A 22,413-nucleotide genomic window follows, 5' to 3' on the forward strand; every position below is an offset into this window, starting at 1 on the left:
GTGCGGCGATAGTGAAACGCGGTGAAAACGCGGGGAAACGCGTCATTCTAGCGTTCAAGCGTCCAGAGCACCGCGTACGCGTCCAGCCGATGTTGCGTCGCGCGCATGCCGATGCCCGCGGCCAGTTGCGTCAACACGAATGCATCGGCGCTGCACGTGAGGCCGCTTAGCCCTTGCGACATCGATATCGCCTCGAACGACAATCGCTCGAACCAGAGCCAGCCCGCATCGCCGGACAGGGAAACGATCCGCGCATCCGCGAAACGCGCGCGCGCAATCAGCACGCGGCTCTGCGGCAGATTTTCGTCGATGACCCACGTCCGCTGCGGCAGCGCAGCTTTGCCAAAGGCAGGCCGTGACAGCCCTGCCGCGCCCGTCGCGATCAGAAACGCACGCCGCGAGAGATTCATCGCCCTTCCCCGTCGATACGCTTCGGCCAGATGCCCTGCTTGCCCGGCGACAGCACGCCGTTAGGATCGAGCGCGGACTTGATCGTGTCCGAGAGCCGCATCAGCGCGTGATCGTTGAAATCGTATTGAGCGGCGGCGAGGTCCATGAACGCCAGATGCGTTCGATATTGTCCGTAACCTGCCGCGCCCGCATCGCGGATCAGCGTGTCGATCAGCATGCCGGCATCGCGCGATTGCTGCGGATCGTCGCGGTCGAAGATCGCCGCGAAGATGTGATGCATCGCGCGCTCGCCCACCGTGAAGCCGCCGTAGTAATCGAAGCCGTATTGCGCGGCACGTTCGCGCACCATGCGGACTTGCTTCGCGGCATCGCGTCCGAGCGGCGGACAGATCGGCGAGAAATCCACATGCGCGCCCGAACCGCCGCGCCAGTTGAGCAAGTTGAACGCTTCGAGGCCCGGAATGCCGACTTGCGCGCGATCGCCGCCGCCTTCCGGTTCCACCGAAGCATCGCGATACGGCATCTCGAACAACGTCGCGCCCGCGATGTCCGCGAAACGCGCGTGCACGATATCGCGCCGCGCGCGCACGAGCGACGGCGGTCCGTACAGGCAGAAGCGCAGGTTCCAGCGGCCGATGCCGATCTTGCGCGCCATCGCGTCGATGGCGACATCGGGCATGGCGCCGTCGCCGTCGTACCATTGCTTGCGCGTGGAGACGCCCGCCGCCCAGCGCACCGCGCTCTCGATCACCGCGTTGCTCTGAATCGTGCCGTCCATTCTGAGCGGACGCAGCGTATCGACGATACGTTCGAGATCGTCCTCGCGCGCGAACGCGTAGCGACAGATCATGTAGCCCTCGGGCGCGGGCATCAGCCAGATGCCGAGCTTGGTGACGACGCCGAAGTTCGACTGCATGAACAAGCCGTCATACGACGGCCCGAAGCCGCCCTTGAACACTTGCCATTCGCGGCTCGCGGACATTGCGCCCATGCCGGTGCGCACGACGTCGCCGTTGGCAAGCACCACTTCCATGCCGCATTGATGCGCCGCGTGATCACCGTAGGGCGTCGTGCCGTAGCCGCGTTCGAGCGTATTGCCGAGCACGCTGCCCCAGCCCGCTGCGGGCGGATCGACCCAGAAGCGCCGCGGCGTGCCGAGCGCGCGATGCAGGTCGTAATAGGTCACCCCTGGTTCGACGAGCGCATAACCTTGCGTCTGATCGATCTCGATGATGCGGTTCATGCGCCGCAGATCGAGCACGACAGCGCCGCGCATGCGTGGCGCCGCGCCGCCGTAGGCGAAGTTGCGGCCGGTCGAGACGGTCCACAGCGGCACGCGATGACGATTGGCGACGGCAAGCGCCGCGCGCACGCCATCGACATCCGACGGCAGCACGACGGCCGACGGCGCGTGTGCGAGCGCATCGCCGGGTGCGAACGGATCGAGATAGGCGGCGGGATCGGGCGGCAGGACGGCGTCGCGGCCGAGCGCATCCGCGAACGCATCGAGCGCCGCGCTGAACGCCGCCGCAGAAAGGCCCGGCGGCAGCGGCGTGGCGTCTTTAAAAGCGTTCTGAGCGTTGTGAGCGGCGCGGGTCAATATCCGCCGCTGCTGCCGCTGCTCGACGTGGTGCCCGACGATTGCGTGCCGCCGTCGGTCTGGCATCCCGCGAGCAGACCGGCGAACAACGCGAGCATGACTGTGGCGATTCTGGCGAGCTTCATGAAATACCTCCGAAAGGAACGATGGAATCACGCGCGACGATTAAGCCGCTTGCTCATTAAACGCGTGGCGGCGCGCGGATATTCCCTGTGTCCGCAGCCGTTCCGATGAAAGGCGTGTGAGACAATTTTGCGCCGCGCGCAGCCGTGCGCGGTCTTTCAGACACCTCACGCGATGAAGCGCTACCAAGCTCTTGCCGACACGATGGCCGCCGAGATTCGCGCGGGCAGGCTGCCTGTCGGCACGCGCCTGCCTTCGGTGCGGCATCTGACGACGCAATATGGCGTCGGCCAGTCGACAGTTTTTCGTGCGTATTACCTGCTCGAGGAATGGGGGCTGATTCGTGCGCGCGAGCGTTCCGGCTATTACGTCGCGCCGGGGGCGATGCTCGCGACACTCGCGACACTCGCGACGCAAACGCCCGCCGCCGCGCCCGCGCCGCTCGCCGACCCCGCGCCTATCGATGTGAGTAGCCTCGTTTTTTCCGTGCTCGATGCGGTCAAGCGTCCGGACGTCGCGCCGCTCGGTTCCGCGTTTCCGTCGCCGAAGCTGTTTCCGTTGCAGCGTCTCGCGAAGTCGCTCGCGCACGCGACGCGCATGCTCGATCCATGGAGCACGGTCGTCGATATGCCGCCGGGCAACGAGGCGCTGCGTCGGCAGATCGCGCTGCGCTACATCGGCATGGGCATCGCGCAGCCGGCGGAGGAACTCATCGTCACGAACGGCGCAATGGAAGCCCTCACGCTCAGCCTCATGGCCGTGACGAAGCCGGGCGATGTCGTCGCGATCGAGTCGCCGTGCTTCTATGCCGCGTTGCAGGCTGTCGAACATCTCGGCTTGCGCGCGATCGAGATTCCCGTCGATCCGCGCGACGGTCTCGATCTCGATGTACTCGCCGAAGCCCTCGACAAGCATCCGGTGCGCGCGTGCTGGTTCATGACGAACTTCCAGAATCCGACGGGCGCGACGCTGTCGATCGAAAAGAAGCGCGCGCTCGTCGCGTTGCTGGCGAAGCACGAGGTGCCGCTCATCGAAGACGATGTCTATGGCGAACTGCATTTCGCGCAGGACCGTCCGCCGCCCGCCAAGGCCTTCGATACGAAGGGGCTCGTGATGCATTGCGCGTCGCTGTCGAAGACGCTGGCGCCGGGTTATCGGCTCGGCTGGGTCGCGGCGGGCCGCTTCGCCGACGACGTGCGCCGCCTCAAGCTGATGACGACGATCTCGACCAGCATCCCGATTCAGGCGGGCATCGCGGATTTTCTTCAGCACGGCGGCTTCGACAAGCATCTGCGGAAGTTGCGCGGCGCCCTGCTCACGCAACGTGACGCGATGGAGGCGGCCATTGCGCGCTGGCTGCCGGAAGACGTGTCGTTCGTGCGGCCGGATGGCGGGTATTTTTTATGGCTCAAGCTGGCCGGGCATATCGATGCGATGCAGTTGCATCGGGAGGCGCTTGGGCATGGGATCAATGTGACGCCCGGGCCGATCTTCTCCGCGAGGCATGCGTATGGGAACTATGTGCGGGTGAACTTTGGACATCCGTGGTCGGGGCAGATTGAGGATGCGGTGAGGGTGTTGGGGGAGTTGGTGCGCGGGCGGGGGTAGTTGGGGGAGACGGTTCTAGCTTGAGTTGCTTCGGTACGGTTCGTTAAAATCAAACGATCGTTCGAGTAAAATTCAGCGAACAATTCCGTCTTTGGCGTTCGCCACGCCTCATCCCAATTATTTCGTATAACTAAAAATAGATGCTCACTGGCACCCTTCGCAATCAAATCGATTCCATCTGGAACGCCTTCTGGTCGGGCGGAATTTCGAATCCGCTCGAAGTCATGGAGCAAATCACCTACTTGCTGTTCCTTCGCCGCCTGGATGACATCCACACGTTGGAAGAGCGCAAAGCAACTGTCACGAAGAAGCCGATGACGCGACGCATCTTCCCCGAGGGAAGCGATGCCGGCGGACAGCCCTACGATGACATGCGCTGGTCACGCTTCAAGCACTTCGCCGCGCAGGACATGTTCTCGCTGATCGACAAGCACGTGTTTCCGTTTCTGCGCACCATGAACGGGGACGGCTCGACTTACGCGCATCACATGCGCGACGCGCGCTTCACCATTCCGACGCCCGCATTGCTAGCCAAGGTCGTGGACATGCTCGACCACGTCCCGATGGAAGATCGCGACACGAAGGGCGATCTCTACGAATACATGCTCGGCAAGATTGCCAGTGCCGGCTTGAACGGACAATTTAGAACTCCTAGACATATTATCCAGTTGATGGTGGAGCTTACCGCGCCGGTGCCGGCGGACGTGATATGCGACCCAGCGTCGGGAACATGTGGATATTTGGTTTCAGCGGGCGAATATCTCCGCGACAAGTACCCTTCAATGCTGCGCGACGCCGCTGAGCGCGAGCACTTCCATCACGGGATGTTCCACGGCTACGACTTCGACAACACGATGTTGCGAATCGGCAGCATGAACATGGCGTTGCATGGTGTCGAGAATCCGGATGTGCGGTACAGGGATTCGCTCGCACAGGCCCACGCGGATGACGATGAGAAGTTTTCGCTGATTCTCGCCAATCCGCCGTTTGCAGGTTCGCTGGATTATGAGAACACGGCGAAGGATCTGTTGAGCATCGTCAAGACGAAGAAAACGGAACTGCTGTTTCTCGCGCTGTTCTTGCGGCTGCTCAAGCCAGGCGGTCGAGCTGCGGTGATCGTGCCGGACGGTGTGCTGTTCGGATCGAGCAAGGCGCATAAGGAGTTGCGCCGGATGATCGTCGAGGACCAGAAGCTCGATGCGATCGTTTCCTTGCCTTCGGGCGTGTTTAAGCCATACGCGGGCGTGTCCACCGCGATTCTGCTTTTCACGAAGACGAATTCGGGCGGTACGGATCACGTGTGGTTCTACGACATGCGAGCCGATGGACGTAGTCTCGATGACAAGCGTCAGCCGTTGTTGAATGAGGACAAGCTTGGTGTTAGGCCTTCGACGTCGTTAGCGGAAGCCGAGCACGAGAAGAACAACCTGCCGGATGTGCTTGCGCGGTGGAATGCGCGTGAGACCACGGAACGCGAGCGCGCGCGCACGGAGCAGAGCTTCTGCGTGCCGAAGGCGGATATCGCGGCGCAGGGTTATGACCTGTCGATCAATCGGTATAAGGAAATGGTGCATGAGGCGGTCGAGCACGTGCCGCCTTTGCAAATTCTTGCGGAGTTGCGTGCGCTGAACGAGGAGATTCAGGCGGGGATGAAGGAGCTTGAGGGGATGTTGAAGTGAGCAAGTGGAAGAGCGTTCTCCTGTCGGAGTGTTGCGAAATCGTGTCGGGCGCAACGCCTAGCACGACAGTAGCTGCGTTTTGGGGCGGCGATATATGCTGGGCAACGCCCAAAGATCTGAGCGACCTCGACGGCAGCCACTTGATCTCGGATACACCTAGGAAGCTTACTGATGAAGGCCTGGCAAACTGCGCGGCTACAGTTCTACCGGTTAATTCTGTCCTATTCAGTTCCAGGGCTCCTATCGGACACGTCGCTATCAATACGGTTCCGATGGCTACAAATCAAGGATTCAAAAGCTTCGTTCCCCGGAAGGACACAATAGACTCAAAGTTCTTGTTTCACTGGTTAAAAGCGAACCGCGTCTTCTTGGAAAGCCTGGGGAACGGAGCAACCTTCAAAGAAGTGTCGAAGGCCACTGTGGCTCGGATTGCCATCAGCCTTCCATCGCTCGCCGAACAACGCCGCATCGCCGCGATTCTCGATAAAGCCGATGCGCTGCGCACCAAGCGACGTTTGGCTTTGGCTATTCTCGAAGGCCTGTCACGGTCACTGTTTCTGGATATATTTGGTGATCCTGCCACGAATCCGAAGCGATGGCCTATGCGGACCATCGGCGACCTGCTTAGTTCCGTGTCGTATGGAACCAGTGAAAAGGCCTCAGAAAAGGGACAATTTGCTGTGCTTCGCATGAACAACATTACAAAAAAAGGCGCGATAGATCTAACCGATCTAAAGTACATGGATCTGGATGAAAACTTGCAAGATCGCTACCTTGTTCAGGCTGGCGACGTACTTTTTAATCGCACAAACAGCCGAGATCTAGTCGGTAAGACAGGAATCTTTAGAGAAAACACGCGTATGGCTTATGCGGGATATCTAATTCGCCTTCGCACGAACTCGGACAACGATCCAGAATATATCTCTGCATTTCTGAATTCAACGTATTCGAAAAATGTTCTCAGGGGCATGTGCAAGAGCATTATTGGCATGGCCAATATCAATGCTACCGAAGTGCAGGGAATCGCCATTGCACAGCCACCCTTGCTCTTGCAACGTGAGTTTTCCAAACGCATTGGCGCACTGATTCGCAATCAGGATACTCACAAGAGGGCCTTGCGGGACCTAGACAGCCTCTTCACCTCCCTCCAACACCGCGCCTTCACCGGCACCCTATAAAAACCGGATAAAAAAATGTCCAACTTCGCCTTCCTCCCCCCCGAATGGTCCATGCTCTTCGACGCGGCGAGCAAGGCGGAGTCATTCGCAAATACCGACCCGCGCGCATCCTGTTTCTACACCCGTCGCGCGCTGGAAATCGCGGTCGCATGGCTTTACACACACGACAAAGCGTTCAAGCTCCCGTATCAAGACAACCTCAGCGCACTGATCCACGAACCGACCTTCCGTCAAAACGTCGGCGAAGCGCTTTTCACTAAAGCGCGCTTCATCAAGGACCTCGGTAATCTCGCGGTACACGGCGTGAAGAAAATCGCCGACCCCGACGCAAAAAACTCGCTGCGTGAGTTGTTCCATCTCTGCTATTGGCTCGCCCGCACCTATGGCCGCACGAATCGCCCCGAGCCGGGCCTCACATTCTCGCTCGACCGGATTCCGAAGGCCGTTACCGCAGCGTCGCCCGTGAAGACGCTCGAACAAATTCAGCGCCTCAACGACGAACTTCACGCGAAGGACAAACGCCTCTCCGATCTGCTCGCCGATAAAATCGCCCTCGACGAAGAACTTCAGACACTGCGCGAGCAGGTCGCAGCCGCGAAGAAGGCCAACAGTGCGCAGCCGGACACGCATGACTACTCGGAAGCCGAAACGCGTCGCGCTTTCATCGATCTGATGCTGAAGGAAGCCGGCTGGACGCTCGACCCGGCAAGGGATCACGAGGTCGAAGTCACCGGCATGCCCAACATCGAGGGCATCGGCTACGTCGACTACGTGCTGTGGGCCGACGACGGCAAGCCGTTAGCCTTGATCGAAGCCAAGCGCACGACCAGGAGCCCGCTGGAAGGCGAGCAGCAAGCCAAGCTCTATGCAGATTGTTTAGAGAAGAAACACGGACAGCGCCCGGTCATCTTCCTCTCGAACGGCTACGAAAACTGGATCTGGGATGACCAGTCCTATCCGCGCCGCGCGTTGCAAGGCTTCTACAAAAAGGCTGAACTCGAACTCGTCATCCAGCGCCGCACGAGCCGCAAGTCGCTGGCCAACGCGGAAATCGATACGAAGATCGTCGAGCGCTTCTACCAGATCCGCGCGATCCGTCGCATCGGCGAAACCTTCGAAATCGAGAACCAGCGCAAAGCGTTGCTCGTGATGGCGACAGGCACGGGCAAAACGCGCACGGTCATCGCGCTCGCCGATGTCCTGATGCGCTGCAACTGGGCCAAACGCATTCTGTTTCTCGCGGATCGCGTCGCGCTCGTCAATCAGGCTGTGGGCGCGTTCAAGACGCATTTGCCGGATGCGTCGCCGGTCAATCTCGTCACGGACAAGCACGCCGAGGGCCGCGTGTTCGTGTCGACATACCCGACGATGATGGGACTCATCGACGAAACCCACAACGGCATGCGGCGCTTTGGCGTCGGGCATTTCGATCTTGTCGTCATCGACGAGGCGCATCGCTCGGTGTACCGGAAATATCGCGCCATCTTCAAGTATTTCGACTCGATGCTCGTCGGCCTGACCGCCACGCCCAAGGACGAAGTCGACAAGGACACCTATAGCCTGTTCGACCTCGAAAAGGGCGTGCCCACCGACGCTTACGGTCTCGACGAAGCAGTGGCGAATTCGCATCTCGTACCGCCCGAGCCGATTTCCGTTCCGCTCAAGTTTCAGCGCGAAGGCATTCGTTACGACGATCTCTCCGAGGAAGAGAAAGAGCAATGGGACGCGGTCGAATGGAACGAAGACGGCACGATGCCGACTGAAGTCGATAGCGAGGCCATGAACAAATGGCTCTTCAACATCGATACGGTCGACAAAGCGCTCGAAGTACTGATGACCAGGGGGCAAAAGGTTGCGGGCGGCGATTTGCTCGGCAAGACCATCATCTTCGCCAAGAACAACGATCACGCCGAGTTCATCGCCAAACGGTTCGACGTCAACTACCCGCAGTACAAGGGACACTTTGCGCGAATGGTGACGTACAAGACCATGTACGCTCAATCGATCATCGACGACTTCTCGAAGCCCGAAAAGATGCCGCATATCGCGGTGTCTGTCGATATGCTCGATACCGGCATCGATGTACCGGAGATCGTGAATCTCGTCTTCTTCAAGGCGGTGCGCTCGAAGACGAAATTCTGGCAGATGGTCGGACGCGGTACGCGCTTGCGCCCGGACTTATTCGGTCCGGGCAAAGACAAGAGGCGCTTTTTCATCTTCGATTTCTGTCAGAACCTGGAGTTCTTCAGCGGGAGTCAGGATTTCGCGGAAGGCTCAACCGTCGAGCCGCTTGGCACAAGACTCTTCAAGGCGCGACTGGACATGATCGATGCGCTCGATCAGCGTTCGGACGACGAGATGAATCAACCCGAACCGCAATCTTATGGCGGTCATCTTTCGGAAAGTCAACTGCGCACGGAGACAGCCGAGTTACTGCATGCGCAGGTTGCGGCGATGAACGTCGATAACTTCGTCGTACGGCCTCAGCGTCAATTCGTCGACAAGTTCAGCAACGCCGACGCGTGGACGTCGCTTTCGCCCGAAGACTTTCACGAATTGTCGGAGCGCGTCGCTGACTTGCCCACCACGCTGATCGACAGTGACGTAGAGGCCAAGCGCTTCGACTTGATGGTTTTGCGCGCTCAGCTCGCCATTCTGCAAGCAGGAACAGGGTTCGCCGGACTACGTGAGAAAATCCAACGAATCGCGAGCGAACTCGAAGAGCAAATCGCCATTCCTGCGATCAAGGCACAGATCGCGCTCATCAGCGCCGTTGCAAGCGACGAATGGTGGGAAGACGTCACCGTGCCGATGCTCGAAACGGTGCGTCGTCGGCTGCGAGCGCTCATCAAGCTCATTCCGAAGGTCAAGAGAAAAATCGTCTATACGGATTTCGAGGACGAGCTCGGCGAAATGGCGGAAGTTACGCTGCCGCAGGTTACGGCGGGACTCAACATGGCGAAGTTCAAGGAAAAGGCGCGGGCATTTCTGAGGACACACGAAAATCATCTGGCCTTGCAGCGGCTGCGTCGAAATCAACCGCTGACCGTCACCGACCTCGAAGAGTTCGAGCGAATGTTAGTTGAAGCGGGCGGGTCTCCCGAGCTTATCCGAGCCGCGGCCGAGCAGAGCGAGGGGCTCGGCATATTCATCCGATCGCTCGTCGGATTGGAACGGGAAGCCGCCATGCAAGCGTTCGGCGAGTTTGTCAGCGGCACGACTGCTACGCCGGACCAGATCGAGTTCATCAATCTTATCGTGGAAGAACTGATCCAGAACGGCGTTATGGATGCATCGCGTCTGTATGAGACTCCCTTCGTCGATATGTGCCCTTCCGGGCCCGAAACGATTTTTCTCGCGGATCAGGTACACCATTTAGTGACCGTGCTCGATTTGATTCGTGCGAGGGCGGCCGCGTAGAAGGCTTCGTTGCGGTGATCTAACCGCGCGGTGCGTGGCCCAAAGCGGAACGCCATTGAAGGCACTGCGGTGGGTGGGTATGACGTCGAATCTGTCTCATCCCCCCATGCTAGACTCCTGTACATGCATACAGTACCCGCGCCCGCCTACACCGTCGCCGTGCGTGCGCTATGCGAGTTCACGGCGAAGCTCGGCGACCTCGATCTGCGCTTCACGCCATCGCCGAGTGCGCAGGAAGGTGTCGCGGGCCATGTGACCGTCACCGGGCGGCGGCCGGCGGGTTACCAGAAGGAAATCACGCTGTCCGAGGAATACGGTTCGCTGTGCGTGCGCGGCCGCGCCGACGGCTACGATCCCGCGCTCAACCGTCTCGAAGAAATCAAAACGCATCGCGGCAAGCTCGAATCGATGCCGCAGAACCATCGGCATCTGCACTGGGCTCAGGCGCGTGTGTACGGGCATCTGATGTGCCGCAAACTCGGCATCGCGGAAATCGACATCGCGCTCGTGTATTTCGATATCGTCGATCAAACCGAAACCGTGCTCGTCGAAACGCACACAGCGAGCGCGCTCGCCGCGCATTTCGAGGCCCAGTGCGAGCGTTTCATCGCGTGGGCGCGTCAGGAATTGCAGCACGGCGCGGCGCGCGATACCGCCCTCACGGCACTCGCGTTTCCTCACGCGGATTTCCGCCCCGGACAGCGCGCATTGGCCGAAGCGGTGTATCGCTCCGCGCTGTCGGGACGATGTCTCGCCGCACAAGCGCCGACGGGCATCGGCAAGACGGTCGGCACGCTGTTTCCGCTGCTCAAGGCATGGCCCGGCCAGCAGCTCGACAAAATCTTCTTTCTCACGGCAAAAAGCGCAGGACGGCAACTCGCGCTCGACGCGCTGACGACGCTCGCCGTGAAGCCGCTGCGCGTTGTCGAACTGGTCGCGCGCGACAAGGCCTGCGAGTATCCCGATCGCGCCTGTCATGGCGAGTCGTGTCCGCTCGCGCGCGGCTTCTACGATCGTCTGTCCGATGCCCGCGCCGCCGCGCTGCAACGCGCGCAGCTCGACCGCGTGTCGATCGCCGAAGTCGCGCGGGCGCATGAAGTCTGTCCGTATTATCTGAGCCAGGAAGTGTCGCGCTGGGCCGATGTGATCGTCGGCGACTACAACTATTACTTCGATACCAGCGCCATGCTCTTCGCGCTCGCGGAGACGAATCGCTGGCGCGTGGCCGTGCTCGTCGACGAAGCGCATAACCTCGTCGAACGCGCGCGCGGCATGTATTCCGCGACGCTCGATCAATCCACCTTCGACGCCATGCGCCGCGCCGCGCCGCCGCTCTTGAAAAAGATCCTCGGCCGCATCGCGCGAAGCCTGCGCGAGACGACGCGCGAGCAGGACGCGGCGGGCATCGAATACGCGGCCCACGCAGAGCCGCCTGCGTCTCTCCTGACCACGCTCGGCCAGGCCGTCTCGCAGATGACGGACATGCTCGGCGAGCAGCCCGAGCTTTTCACGCCCGACATCCTGCGTTTCTATTTCGACGCCGTGCATTTCACGCGCATCGCGGAGCGCTTCGGCCCGCATTCGATCTTCGACATCACGCTCGGCCGCATCGGTGCGGGCGCGAGTGCGGGCGCAAAGCAGCGTAAAGCCACGCTGTGCCTGCGCAACGTGATTCCGGCGCCGCATCTCGCGCCGCGTTTCGCGCGCGCCCACAGCGTCGCGCTCTTTTCCGCGACGCTCACGCCCGCGCACTTTTACGCCGATACGCTTGGGCTGCCGGCGTCGAGCGTGCGCATCGATGTCGAATCGCCCTTCAACGCCGAGCAACTCGATGTGCGCGCCATCGCCGACATCTCCACGCGGTATCGCGACCGCGAACGTTCGGTGGAACGCATCGCCGATCTGATCGCCGCGCAGTTTCATCGCGACGAGGGTAACTATCTGAGCTTTTTTAGCAGCTTCGAGTATCTCGCGCAGGTCGCGGCGGCGCTCGCGGCGCGCCATCCGTCGATTCCGTGCTGGCAGCAATCGCGCGCGATGAGCGAGCCGGCGCAACGCGAATTCCTCGCGCGCTTCGCACCGGACGGACGCGGCGTCGGCTTTGCGGTGCTGGGCGGCGCGTTCGGCGAAGCGATCGATCTGCCCGGCACGCGGCTGATCGGCGCGTTCGTCGCCACGCTCGGCCTGCCGCAACTGAACCCCGTCAATCAGCAGATGAAAGCGCGCATGCACGACGCGTTCGGCGAGGGCTACGCATATGCGTATCTGTTCCCCGGCTTGCAGAAGGTCGTGCAGGCGGCCGGGCGCGTGATTCGCGGACCGGGCGACCGCGGCGTGCTCTATCTGATCGACGACCGCTTCACGCGCGCCGACGTGCGCCGCCTGTTGCCCGCGTGGTGGCAGGTCAAGGTGCAGCGACTGCGCGACTCGGACTCGGGGAACACCATCGTTTAGACGTGCGGGCGGCTGCCGTTAACTGAGCAATCGCGGGCACTCGTCTTGCTCATCTTCGGCACCCTCACGGGAAGATTGTCCCTAACGGGCCGCAGAGCCCTTATTGGAGAACCCACATGTCTATCGCTCAATCCCCGCGACAACCCGATGCGCTCGATATGCTCGAAGCCGATCACCGCGCCGTCGAGCAGCTTTTCGACGCGTTCGAACGTGCGCCGCACGACGATATCGAACGCAAGACCACGCTCGTGCAGCGCGCGTGCGAACTGCTTTCGATTCACGCGATCGTCGAGGAGGAAATGCTCTATCCGGCCGCTCATGCCGCGCTCGGCAATACGAAAGTGATCGACGTCGACGAAGCCTATGTCGAGCATTTTCTGGTCAAGACGCTAATCGAAAAATTCGCCGATCTGAAGGCCGGCGACACGGGCTTCGACGCGACCTTCAAAGTGCTCAAGGAAACTGTGACGCATCACGTCGAGGAAGAGGAAACGACGCTGTTTCCCGAAGTGCGCAAGACCAGCATCGATCTGATGACGCTCGGCCGCAAGATCGAAGCGCGCAAGCAGGCATTGCAGAAGCGCATCACCGAAGTGGCGATGGCGCACTGATACGGCGTCGAGCGAATTACGCAGCAAGAGCCGGAGTGCGAGCGGCGCACACTGCCATCAAAATAGGCACTTCCGGAGAAAAATACGATGACAGTACTTGCACAGGCCGCCGTTTCGCTCGACGAGCGCATCGACGCGCTCGACTGGCCCGATATCGAAGCGCAACTCGACAGCTACGGCAGCGCCACCGCGCCCGCGCTTCTATTGCGCGACGAATGCGAGGCGCTTGCCGCCCTTTACGATCGCGACGGGATTTTTCGCAGCCGCGTCGTGATGGAGCGGCACGGTTTTGGTCGCGGCGAGTACAAATACTTCGCGTATCCGCTGCCCGATCCGATCGCCGATGTGCGGCGCGCCGCGTACCCGCATCTCGCGCCGATCGCCAATCGCTGGAACGACGTGACGGGCATCGAGACGCGTTATCCGCGCGAGCATGCGGCGTTTATCGAGCGATGTCATCGCGCGGGACAGACGCGCCCGACGCCGCTGATGCTGCGCTACGTGCCCGGCGACTTTAACTGCCTGCATCAGGACCTGTACGGCGAACACGTCTTCCCAATCCAGATGGCAATTTTGCTTTCAGCGCCCGGCCGGGATTTCACGGGCGGCGAGTTCGTGATGACGGAACAGCGTCCGCGGATGCAGTCGCGCGTGGAAGCCGTGCCGCTGGCGCAAGGCGATGCAGTGTTCTTCGCGGTGCATCATCGGCCGGTGCAGGGCACGCGCGGGCCGTATCGCGTGAATATGCGGCATGGCGTGAGCCGTCTGCGTTCGGGACGGCGCCATATGCTCGGGGTGATCTTTCACGACGCGCAGTAGTCGCGTCGTGTCCAACACGGCGACGCTTATTCGTTCTCTTCGAAATAGTGACCGAAGCGCGCCTGTTTGGTCTTGATATAGCGCTCGTTTTCCTCGCGCATCGGAATGGCCAGCGCGACGCGCTCGCATACCGGAATGTCGTGCTTGAGCAGCGTGTCGAACTTCGACGGATTGTTGCTCATCAGGCGCACGGACTTCACGTTCATCGCGCGCAGAATGGCGGCGGCGGAGTCGTATTCGCGGGCGTCGTCGGGAAGGCCGAGATGCAGGTTCGCATCGACGGTATCGAGCCCCTGCTCTTGCAGCGCGTACGCGCGAATCTTGTTCGCGAGCCCGATGCCGCGCCCTTCATGTCCGCGCAGATACAGGAGGATGCCGCGGTCTTCGGCGGCGATGTAGCGCAGCGCCAGATCGAGCTGCTCGCCGCAGTCGCAACGATAGGAACCGAAGACGTCGCCGGTCACGCATTCGGAGTGCAGACGCGTCAGCACCGATTCGCCGTTGCTGACGTCGCCCATCACGAAGGCAATGTGTTCGACCGCCGTATGCTTCACGCGATACACGTAGGACCCGAAGGTGCCGTAGCGGGTCGGAATGGTGGCGGTCGCCACGAGTTCGACGTCGGCGCACTCGTCGCATTCGCCGAAGCGGTGTTGCGGGGGCTGCACGTCCTGCGAGGGAGAAGCGGTTTTCATAGTCAATCAGCGAGTCCACGACGGCGGATGGCGCGGCAATCGATCACGCCCGATCGCGCCAGCCCGGCCCGCCATGTTAAAGCCCATCGGGAAAGTTTGCAGATTGTCGCACGGCGCACGCCGCTTCCTGCGCTTTCCCGTATAGGTGTTCCGCTTAATTCAAGCTTCGTGCGCGTCTCAGGCCGGTTGCTCGAAGTTGCCCGGGCTGCGGTCGGTCGCGCGCCATTCGGGTTTGCGCGCCGGATCGGCCTTCTGCAGCGCCGCGCGCACGCCGGCGGCGTCGAGATCGGCGGTGTAGACGGGCGTCGCCGGTTGCTGACGCCAGGAATCGTCGATAGCGCCTGCATCGACGGGATCGAAGCCGATTTCATCGACGAGCTTCATCACGACCGCTTTCGCCTTCGCATCGTCGCCCGCGACCGGCAGCGCGATACGTCCCGGCGTGCCCGCAGGCTTGCCGAAATTGCGCAAATGCTCGGCGTAGATGTTGTTGAACGCCTTGATCACCGGCCGGCCGATCTGCTGCTCGACCCAGCGGCTTTCGGTCGCGCCCGCCTCGATGCCGTCGATGCGCCCGTCGCGCTGCCGCGGATAGTAGTTGCCGGTGTCGATGACCACCACACTGGCCGGCACGTCCGCGAACAGGTCTTTCGCCAGATTGGGCACCTTGGCCTCCGGAATCGTCACGACGACGACATCCGCGCCTTCCACCGCCTCCGCCGCTTCCACGGCCGTAGCGCCGGTCGATTGTGCGACCTCGGCCAGCGACGCCGGCCCACGCGAATTGGCGATGCGCACTTCATGGCCGTTTTCGCCAAACCGCAAGGCCAGCACCGACCCAATATTGCCGGCTCCGATTATTCCGATTTTCATATTGCCTCCTTGAAATGCCACTGAAAACATTCAAATGTTTAAATGAACCCGGAGAACACGGCGCGCAAGCGCGATGCCTATCCGGAAAATGGCCGCAAAATCGGGCGCGAACGCGAAAAATATCGAGCCAATAGTCTCGGCCTATCTTAACAATAAAATCAATCCACTTCGCGTCTACGATAGTTTTCCTGTATAGTTCACTTACTTCTTCAACACCACTCCAAAGAGGAATCTGGTAATGCCCATCATCAACAGTCAAGTCCAGCCGTTCAAAGCAACCGCCTACCACAATGGCGAGTTCCAGACCGTCACCGATGAGAGCCTGAAGGGCAAGTGGTCGGTGTTCGTGTTCTATCCGGCCGACTTCACGTTCGTGTGCCCGACCGAATTGGGCGACCTGGCTGACCGCTACGAAGAATTCAAGAAGCTTGGCGTGGAAATCTACTCGGTGTCGACCGACACGCACTTCACGCACAAGGCATGGCACGACACGTCGGACACCATCAGCAAGATCAAGTACCCGATGATCGCCGATCCGACGCTGGCTATCTCGCGCGCGTTCGACGTGCTGATCGAGGAAGAAGGCCTGGCGCTGCGCGGCACGTTCGTGATCAATCCGGAAGGCCAGATCAAGCTGTGCGAAATCCACGACAACGGCATCGGCCGTGACGCGGGCGAACTGCTCCGCAAGGTTCAGGCAGCGCAATACATCGCCAAGAACCCGGGTCAAGTGTGCCCCGCCAAGTGGACGCCGGGCGCTGAAACGCTGACCCCGTCGCTCGACCTGATCGGCAAGATCTAAGACTCGGTTCTCACGAGTCGTCTGGAGCCCGCCGCGCGTCTGCGGCCGGCTCACCCCCTGAAAACGCGTTCGTCCGGCGCTGCGAATTTCGCAGCGTCGCGGCGAAGCGCGTTTGCAATACCCAAGTCACGGAACGGACATCGCCATGCTCGACGCCAACCTCAAGAATCAGTTAAAAGCCTATCTGGAAAAGGTCACCCGGCCGATCGAACTCGTCGCCTTCCTCGACGACGGCGACAAGTCGCGCGAGCTGAAAAGCCTGCTCGACGAAATCGCCTCGCTGTCCACGCGGATCAGCGTCGTCGAGAAAGAGGACGCTGCCGCGCGCCGTCCGTCGTTCACCATCGGCGAGCCGGGCAAGCCCGCGGGCATCCATTTCGCCGGCATTCCGATGGGCCACGAATTCACGTCGCTCGTGCTGGCGCTGCTGCAGACCGGCGGCCATCCGATCAAGCTCGACGACGCCACCATCGAACAAATCCGTAATCTCGACGGCGACTACGCCTTCGAGACGTATTTCTCGCTGTCGTGCCAGAACTGCCCGGAAGTCGTGCAGGCGCTCAACGTGATGGCGATCATCAATCCGCGCATCAAACACGTTGCGATCGACGGCGCGCTGTTTCAGGCGGAAGTCGAAGCGCGCGAAGTGATGGCCGTGCCGACGATGTTCCTCAACGGCGCAGCATTCGGCTCGGGCCGCAGCGGCGTGAAAGAAATTCTGGCGAAGCTCGATTCGGGTTCGGCCGAGCGCGCCGCGAAGGAACTGGAAAACAAGCCGGTGTTCGACGTGCTGATCGTCGGCGGCGGACCGGCGGGCGCGGCAGCGGCGATCTACGCGGCGCGCAAGGGCATTGCGACCGGCGTCGTCGCGGAACGCTTCGGCGGCCAGGTGCTCGACACGATGGCGATCGAAAACTTCGTCTCCGTGCAGGAAACCGAAGGACCGAAGTTCGCGACCGCGCTGGAGCAGCACGTCAAGAGCTATGAAGTCGACGTAATGGACGTGCAGCGCGCCGACAAGCTCGTGCCGGGACGCGTAAACGAGATTCATCTCGCGAACGGCGCGGTGCTGAAGGCGAAGACCGTGATTCTCTCGACCGGCGCGCGCTGGCGCGAAATCAACGTGCCGGGCGAGCGTGAGTATCGCGGCCGCGGCGTTGCGTATTGCCCGCACTGCGACGGCCCGCTGTTCAAGGGCAAGCGCGTCGCGGTCATCGGCGGCGGCAATTCGGGCGTGGAAGCCGCCATCGATCTCGCCGGCATCGTCTCGGCGGTCACGCTGATCGAATTCGGCACCGAGTTGCGCGCCGACGCAGTGCTGCAGAAGAAGCTGAAGAGCATGCCGAACGTGACGATCGTCACGAACGCGCAGACCACCGAAATTTCCGGCGACGGCAAGAAGGTCGACGGCCTCACCTACACGGACCGCGCGACGGGCGCGAGCCATCGCGTGGCACTGGAAGGCGTGTTCGTGCAGATCGGCCTCGTGCCGAACACCGAATGGCTCAAGGGCACGGTGGAGTTGTCGAAGCACGGCGAGATCGTCGTCGATGCGAAGGGCGCGACCTCGTTGCCCGGCGTATTCGCCGCGGGCGACGTGACGACCGTGCCGTACAAGCAGATCGTGATCGCGGTCGGCGAAGGCGCGAAGGCGTCGCTCTCCGCGTTCGACCACCTGATCCGTGCGTCGGTGGAAGATGAAGCAGTGGTCGAAGAAGAAGTGACGGCGTGAGCGACTAGCGCGGCGTCATGGTGACCGGAGGCGAACGGGGCGACCCGTTCGCCTTTTTCGTTTTCAGCGCGGCGGGGCGCTGTCTTTCGGCACGAGCACCATCGGAAAAGTGATCTCGAACACGCTGCCGCGCCCTTTCGCCGACTCGAAGCGCAGGTCGCCTTCGAGCGCGCGCGACAGTTCCTTGACGATCGCGAGCCCGAGTCCCGCGCCGGGGATATCGTCGTCGGCCGCGCGTTCGAATTCCTCGAACACGCGCTCCTGATCCGCCACGCCGATACCAGTGCCCGTGTCGGCCACGAGCAGCTTCCAGCGCTCGCCTTCAACGGCTGTGATCGACAACAGAATTTCTCCCGACGACGTGTACTTGATCGCGTTCGACAGCAGATTCAGCGCGACCTGCTTCACCTTCAGCCGGTTCGACGCCACGGAGCCGAGCGACGGATCGAGCTGGCCGACGAGTTTCAGCCCTTTTGCCTCGGTGGCCAGCCGGCACGACTGCATGAGTTCGTCGAAGAGGCCGACGAGATCGAACGCCTCGACGGTGAGCACCGAATCGTCGCCGAGCACTTTCGAGTATTCGACGATTTCGTCGACGAGCGTGGCCATGTCGGCGACCTGCCGGTTGGCCAGGCCGAGCGCCGTGTCGCGCTTGGCGGGCGAACGCGAGGCGAGCTGCAGCGCCGTCGAGAACACGTTCAGGAAGTTACGCAGGTCGTGCGCGACGCGCCGCGTGATCTGCATGCGCGTTTCGTACAGATCGCTGATGAGTTTTTGCCTCAGCGTGAGCTCGTAATTCGCGCGCTCGAGCATGCCGGTGTATTCGTCGATCTTGCGGTCGCGCTCGCCGACCGCCTCGCGGATCGACGCAAGCGTGACGAAGCTCACCACTTCATCCGTCATGAGCCGCGCGTGTTCTTCGTCCGCGCGCGTGAAATCGGGGTGTGCGCCTGCGTAGTCGCCGATGGCCATAAGCAGCACCTGACGAAACAGGTCGAGTTCGCGCACCAGTTCGTCAATGCGATAACCCTGCTTCCAGCGCCACTGCCCGTGCTGCCGCGCATTGCGTTCGATCGCGCCTTCCTGATCGCGCATATTGTGCGATTCCAGCACGACGCAGATTTCCTCGAAAATGCCCGGCAGATGGTCCGCAAGCTGACGGTAAGTGAGCTGATCCGAATGCTCGACTTCCTGGTCGCCGAACACGAGTTTCATCCATTGCTCGGTCAGTGCCTGCTGCTGCTCGCGCAGCGCGGCCGCAAGACCGTTCGAGCCGCCGACTGACGTGTCGCTCATCTGCGAATCCCCGCTTCAGGCGCCGGACGGCGCGCATGGTGAACATGATATGCAGTCGAAAGCATTTCCTCGTGACGTTTCGGAGCCGCCCACGAATGCTCCGCCAGTATAGGCCGATGCTCGCGCGTAAAACTAAAACCCGAGTTTTCTCTTGGGCTTTCAGATACTTAGCCGGACGCGCCGCGCGCTTGATTCAGTATTCGCTTCAGATGTCGCCGTGTGCGCTCAGCGCCCGCGCGGTTGCGCGGCGCGCTCGCTCGCGGCTTGCCCGAGCAGCATGTCGTAGAGCGCCTGAGCCGCGGGCGAAAGCGATGCCGTCCTGCGCGTCACGAGCACGAGTGCACGCGTGATTGCAGGCTCGATCAACTCGATTGCGCGCACCGACGGATACGCGTCCTTCTGGATCGCAAGCCCCGGCACGACCGCCGCGCCGACGCCCTGCGCGACAAGCCCGAGCGCCGTCGAACTGCGCTGCACCTCATAGAACGAATGCAGCTCGATGCCGCTGCCTTCCAGCGCGGCGTCGATCAGCGAGCGGTTGCCGCTCACGTCGCCCGCCAGGATCAGCGGGTAGTCCGACAGCGCGCGCCACGCAATGCGCCTGCGTCGCGCGAGCGGATGATCGCGATGGCAGACGAGCACGTAGCTATCCTCGACGAGTGGCGCCGTCTGCAATTCCGGATGATGCTCGCCCGCGATCTTGATGCCGAACTCCACTTCCCGATGCAGCACCGCGTGCGCGACCGCCGACGACGCGTGATCGAGAATGCGGATGCGGTTGTGCGGATAGCGCGCGGAATACGCTTGCAGGACGCGCGGCAGATATTGCACGCCGACCGTCGGCACACAGGCGATCGACACGTCGCCGCGTTGCGCCATGCCGGTCTCGCGAATCTCGACCAGCGCCGCCGACAATTCGGCGAGCAGACGCCGCGCCTGCGGCAGAAAAGTGCGGCCCGTCTCGGTGAGATTCATGGAGCGCGTGGTGCGCTCGATGAGCGGCACGCCGAGAAAGTCTTCGAGCTTCTGGAGGCGCTGAGTGATCGCCGTCTGCGTGATGTGCAGGCGCTCGGCCGCGCCCTTGAAGCTTCCCTGATCGGCGATGGCGACGAAGGCCTGCACGCCCAGCGTGTCGATTTTCATCAATAAAATCTAATAATTGGCAGCATAAATTCATTTTACGCCGTTGGCGCGGCGGCTCAGAATCGCCGCTGTCCCAATCACGAAGACTCACGAAACATCGAAGGAAGCCCGACATGACGACACAATCGGCCGACTGGCAAGCACGGCAATACACACTGTTCGAAGAAGAGCGCACGCGCCCGGTCCGTGATCTGCTGAACGCGGCGCAGGCCGCGACCGCGCGCACGGCGATCGATCTCGGATGCGGTCCCGGCAACTCGACCGAAACGCTTCTCGACTACGCGCCGGATGCGCGCGTAACGGGCGTCGACAATTCGCGCGACATGATCGACGCCGCGAAGAAACGCCTGCCGCACGTCGATTTCGCGCTCGCCGACATTTCCGCGTGGAACGCGCCCGGCCCCTATGACCTGATTCTCGCGAACGCGGCGCTGCAGTGGGTGCCCGATCACGAGACGCTGTTTCCGGCGCTCGTCGCGAAGCTCGCGCCGGGCGGCCGCCTCGCCGTGCAAATGCCCGACAACCTCGACGAGCCCGCGCACCGCCTGATGCGCGAGGCCGCCGCCGACGGTCCGTGGCGCGACAAGCTGAAGGGCGTCGAGCGCACCGCGCGCTATCGTGCGGAGTGGTACTACGAGCAGCTCAAGCCGCAGTGCGCGCGCGTCGACGTATGGCGCACGACGTACCATCATCCGCTGGACGGCGGCGTCGATGCGATCATCGAATGGTTCAAGGGCAGCGCCCTGCGGCCCTTCCTCGCGAAACTCGACGAGAGCGAGGCGAGCGCCTTTCTCGACCGCTACCGCGCCGGGCTTACGACGGCGTACACCGTGCTCGCCGACGGTACGGTGCTGCTGCCCTTCCCGCGCCTGTTCATCGTCGCGACGCGCTAAAGCTCAATGCGGGCGGCTCTGTTCGCGCAGCATCTGCGCGAACTGGCGCGCCGCCGGCGAAAGCTCGCCGCCCTTGCGCGTGACGATGCCGAAGGTCTGCGACTTCGACTTCATGCGCACCGGCAGGATGCGCAGCATGCCGTGACGCTCGAACACCTTCGCGACGCTCGCCGGCAGAATCGACACGAGTTCCGCGCTTTGCTGCAAGAGCGTCACCGTCATGAGCGGCGATGCCGTGGAAATCGGGTTGGAGGGCATCGGCAGGCCGGCCAGATCGAGTTCGCGTTCGAGCAGCGCGCTCATCGGCAGATAGCTCGGATACGTGACCCAGCGGTAATGGGCGAGATCCGCGAAACCGACTTCGCGCGCGCCCGTGCGCTCGTGATCGTGTCCGACGACGATGCACAGCGGCTCGTCCGTCAACGGCTGATAGTGATATTTCGACGGCTGATCCGACACGCTCGACCGGCCGACGACGAGATCGACGCGGCCGTCGTCGAGCATCGGCAGCATGCGCGCGCTCGTGTCCTCGACAATTTCGATGGCGAGATCCGGGTGCCGCGCGTGCATCTCGTTGATCATCGGCGCGACGATGTCCGGCACCGCGCCCATGATCGTGCCCACCGTGAGCCGCCCGCCCGTGCCCGCGCGAATCTGCGCAACCTCCTGACATAACGCGCTCAGATCGGCCGCGAGCACGCGCGCGTAGCGCACCACGCAGCGGCCGAACGGATTCGGGATCAGCCCGGTTTTCGCGCGCTCGAACAGCGGCGCCTCCAGCATCGATTCCAGTTCGGCGAGCGCCTTGCTCGCGGCGGATTGCGTCATCGCCATTGCGCTGGAAGCCTTGTGTAACGATTTGTGATCGTCGAGCGCGATCAGCAGTTGCAACTGCTTCATGCGCAGCCGCGACATCAGGACATCGAGCGTATTCTTCATGCGGCAAAACCCGGGGTGATTCCAAAAAGCGATCAAGCGATGGAAAGGATTCACTATACAGTGGCACTCGCTACACCGTATAGTCGGGCGCAAGGCGAAGTCATCGTACAACTGACCGCCACGAATCATTTCCAGTA

At 61.9% G+C, this 22,413-nt stretch carries 18 protein-coding genes; 10 read left to right on the forward strand and 8 right to left on the reverse strand.

Going from position 1 to position 22,413, the window contains the following annotated elements; all coding sequences use genetic code 11:
* Positions 1-47: 47 nt before the first annotated feature.
* From BRPE64_RS18740 to BRPE64_RS33945, 3 genes are read right to left on the reverse strand one after another with little or no spacing between them, the layout of a single operon-like run.
* Positions 48-410 (reverse strand): hypothetical protein, encoded by a 363-nt coding sequence (locus tag BRPE64_RS18740; RefSeq protein WP_016355088.1) that lies wholly within the window; start codon positions 408-410, stop codon positions 48-50.
* Positions 407-2,011, reverse strand: coding sequence for an FAD-binding oxidoreductase (locus BRPE64_RS18745; RefSeq protein WP_016355089.1), 1,605 nt, complete (start codon positions 2,009-2,011; stop codon positions 407-409). The genes BRPE64_RS18740 and BRPE64_RS18745 overlap by 4 nt, the downstream gene beginning before the upstream one ends.
* A complete protein-coding gene (locus BRPE64_RS33945; RefSeq protein ID WP_269765228.1) occupies positions 2,008-2,136 on the reverse strand; it encodes a hypothetical protein in 129 nt (42 codons plus the stop codon). Before BRPE64_RS33945 ends, BRPE64_RS18745 begins: the two co-directional genes overlap by 4 nt.
* 172 nt (positions 2,137-2,308) lie before the next feature.
* Between BRPE64_RS33945 and BRPE64_RS18750 the strand changes: the two genes are divergently transcribed.
* The 7 genes from BRPE64_RS18750 (at position 2,309) to BRPE64_RS18780 (ending at position 13,903) form a co-directional block, all read left to right on the forward strand.
* Positions 2,309-3,742, forward strand: a complete 1,434-nt coding sequence (locus BRPE64_RS18750; RefSeq protein ID WP_044042472.1) for an aminotransferase-like domain-containing protein — start codon at positions 2,309-2,311, stop codon at positions 3,740-3,742.
* A gap of 140 nt (positions 3,743-3,882) precedes the next feature.
* On the forward strand, positions 3,883-5,421 hold the full coding sequence (locus BRPE64_RS18755) for a type I restriction-modification system subunit M (RefSeq protein ID WP_016355092.1): 1,539 nt from the start codon (positions 3,883-3,885) through the stop codon (positions 5,419-5,421).
* Between the two features lie 41 nt (positions 5,422-5,462).
* Positions 5,463-6,599 carry a restriction endonuclease subunit S gene (locus BRPE64_RS18760; RefSeq protein WP_232519263.1) on the forward strand — a complete coding sequence of 379 codons (1,137 nt, stop codon included), beginning with the start codon at positions 5,463-5,465 and terminating at the stop codon, positions 6,597-6,599.
* A 15-nt stretch (positions 6,600-6,614) separates the two neighbouring features.
* A complete protein-coding gene (locus BRPE64_RS18765; RefSeq protein WP_044042473.1) occupies positions 6,615-10,019 on the forward strand; it encodes a DEAD/DEAH box helicase family protein in 3,405 nt (1,134 codons plus the stop codon).
* Between the two features lie 123 nt (positions 10,020-10,142).
* Positions 10,143-12,473, forward strand: a complete 2,331-nt coding sequence (locus BRPE64_RS18770; RefSeq protein ID WP_016355094.1) for an ATP-dependent DNA helicase — start codon at positions 10,143-10,145, stop codon at positions 12,471-12,473.
* A 116-nt stretch (positions 12,474-12,589) separates the two neighbouring features.
* On the forward strand, positions 12,590-13,084 hold the full coding sequence (locus BRPE64_RS18775) for a hemerythrin domain-containing protein (RefSeq protein WP_044042474.1): 495 nt from the start codon (positions 12,590-12,592) through the stop codon (positions 13,082-13,084).
* Between the two features lie 87 nt (positions 13,085-13,171).
* Positions 13,172-13,903 carry a 2OG-Fe(II) oxygenase gene (locus BRPE64_RS18780; protein ID WP_016355096.1) on the forward strand — a complete coding sequence of 244 codons (732 nt, stop codon included), beginning with the start codon at positions 13,172-13,174 and terminating at the stop codon, positions 13,901-13,903.
* 26 nt (positions 13,904-13,929) lie between these two features.
* Here BRPE64_RS18780 and ribA read toward each other — a convergent pair whose 3' ends face one another.
* Positions 13,930-14,598, reverse strand: a complete 669-nt coding sequence (gene ribA / locus BRPE64_RS18785; RefSeq protein ID WP_016355097.1) for a GTP cyclohydrolase II — start codon at positions 14,596-14,598, stop codon at positions 13,930-13,932.
* Between the two features lie 177 nt (positions 14,599-14,775).
* Positions 14,776-15,471, reverse strand: coding sequence for an NADPH-dependent F420 reductase (locus tag BRPE64_RS18790; protein WP_144063442.1), 696 nt, complete (start codon positions 15,469-15,471; stop codon positions 14,776-14,778).
* 238 nt (positions 15,472-15,709) lie between these two features.
* Between BRPE64_RS18790 and ahpC the strand changes: the two genes are divergently transcribed.
* Together ahpC and ahpF are read left to right on the forward strand one after the other, a co-directional pair.
* On the forward strand, positions 15,710-16,273 hold the full coding sequence (gene ahpC / locus BRPE64_RS18795; protein WP_016355099.1) for an alkyl hydroperoxide reductase subunit C: 564 nt from the start codon (positions 15,710-15,712) through the stop codon (positions 16,271-16,273).
* A gap of 145 nt (positions 16,274-16,418) precedes the next feature.
* The gene (gene ahpF, locus BRPE64_RS18800; protein ID WP_016355100.1) at positions 16,419-18,005 is read left to right on the forward strand and encodes an alkyl hydroperoxide reductase subunit F; all 1,587 of its coding nucleotides are present in this window, start codon (positions 16,419-16,421) and stop codon (positions 18,003-18,005) included.
* Positions 18,006-18,068: 63 nt separating this feature from the next.
* Here ahpF and BRPE64_RS18805 read toward each other — a convergent pair whose 3' ends face one another.
* Entirely contained in the window at positions 18,069-19,301 is a 1,233-nt protein-coding gene (locus BRPE64_RS18805; RefSeq protein ID WP_016355101.1) for a sensor histidine kinase, read from the reverse strand.
* A 225-nt stretch (positions 19,302-19,526) separates the two neighbouring features.
* Positions 19,527-20,444: a LysR family transcriptional regulator gene (locus tag BRPE64_RS18810; RefSeq protein WP_016355102.1), complete on the reverse strand. Its 918-nt coding sequence runs from the start codon at positions 20,442-20,444 to the stop codon at positions 19,527-19,529.
* 113 nt (positions 20,445-20,557) lie between these two features.
* Here BRPE64_RS18810 and tam point away from each other — a divergent pair, with 113 nt between their 5' ends.
* Entirely contained in the window at positions 20,558-21,337 is a 780-nt protein-coding gene (tam, locus tag BRPE64_RS18815) for a trans-aconitate 2-methyltransferase (protein ID WP_016355103.1), read from the forward strand.
* A gap of 3 nt (positions 21,338-21,340) precedes the next feature.
* On the opposite strand, the gene BRPE64_RS18820 is transcribed toward tam, so the two are convergent.
* Positions 21,341-22,276, reverse strand: coding sequence for a LysR family transcriptional regulator (locus BRPE64_RS18820; RefSeq protein WP_016355104.1), 936 nt, complete (start codon positions 22,274-22,276; stop codon positions 21,341-21,343).
* Positions 22,277-22,413 lie beyond the last annotated feature (137 nt).

The sequence above is a fragment of the Caballeronia insecticola genome, assembly GCF_000402035.1.
Classification (GTDB): Bacteria; Pseudomonadota; Gammaproteobacteria; order Burkholderiales; family Burkholderiaceae; genus Caballeronia; species Caballeronia insecticola.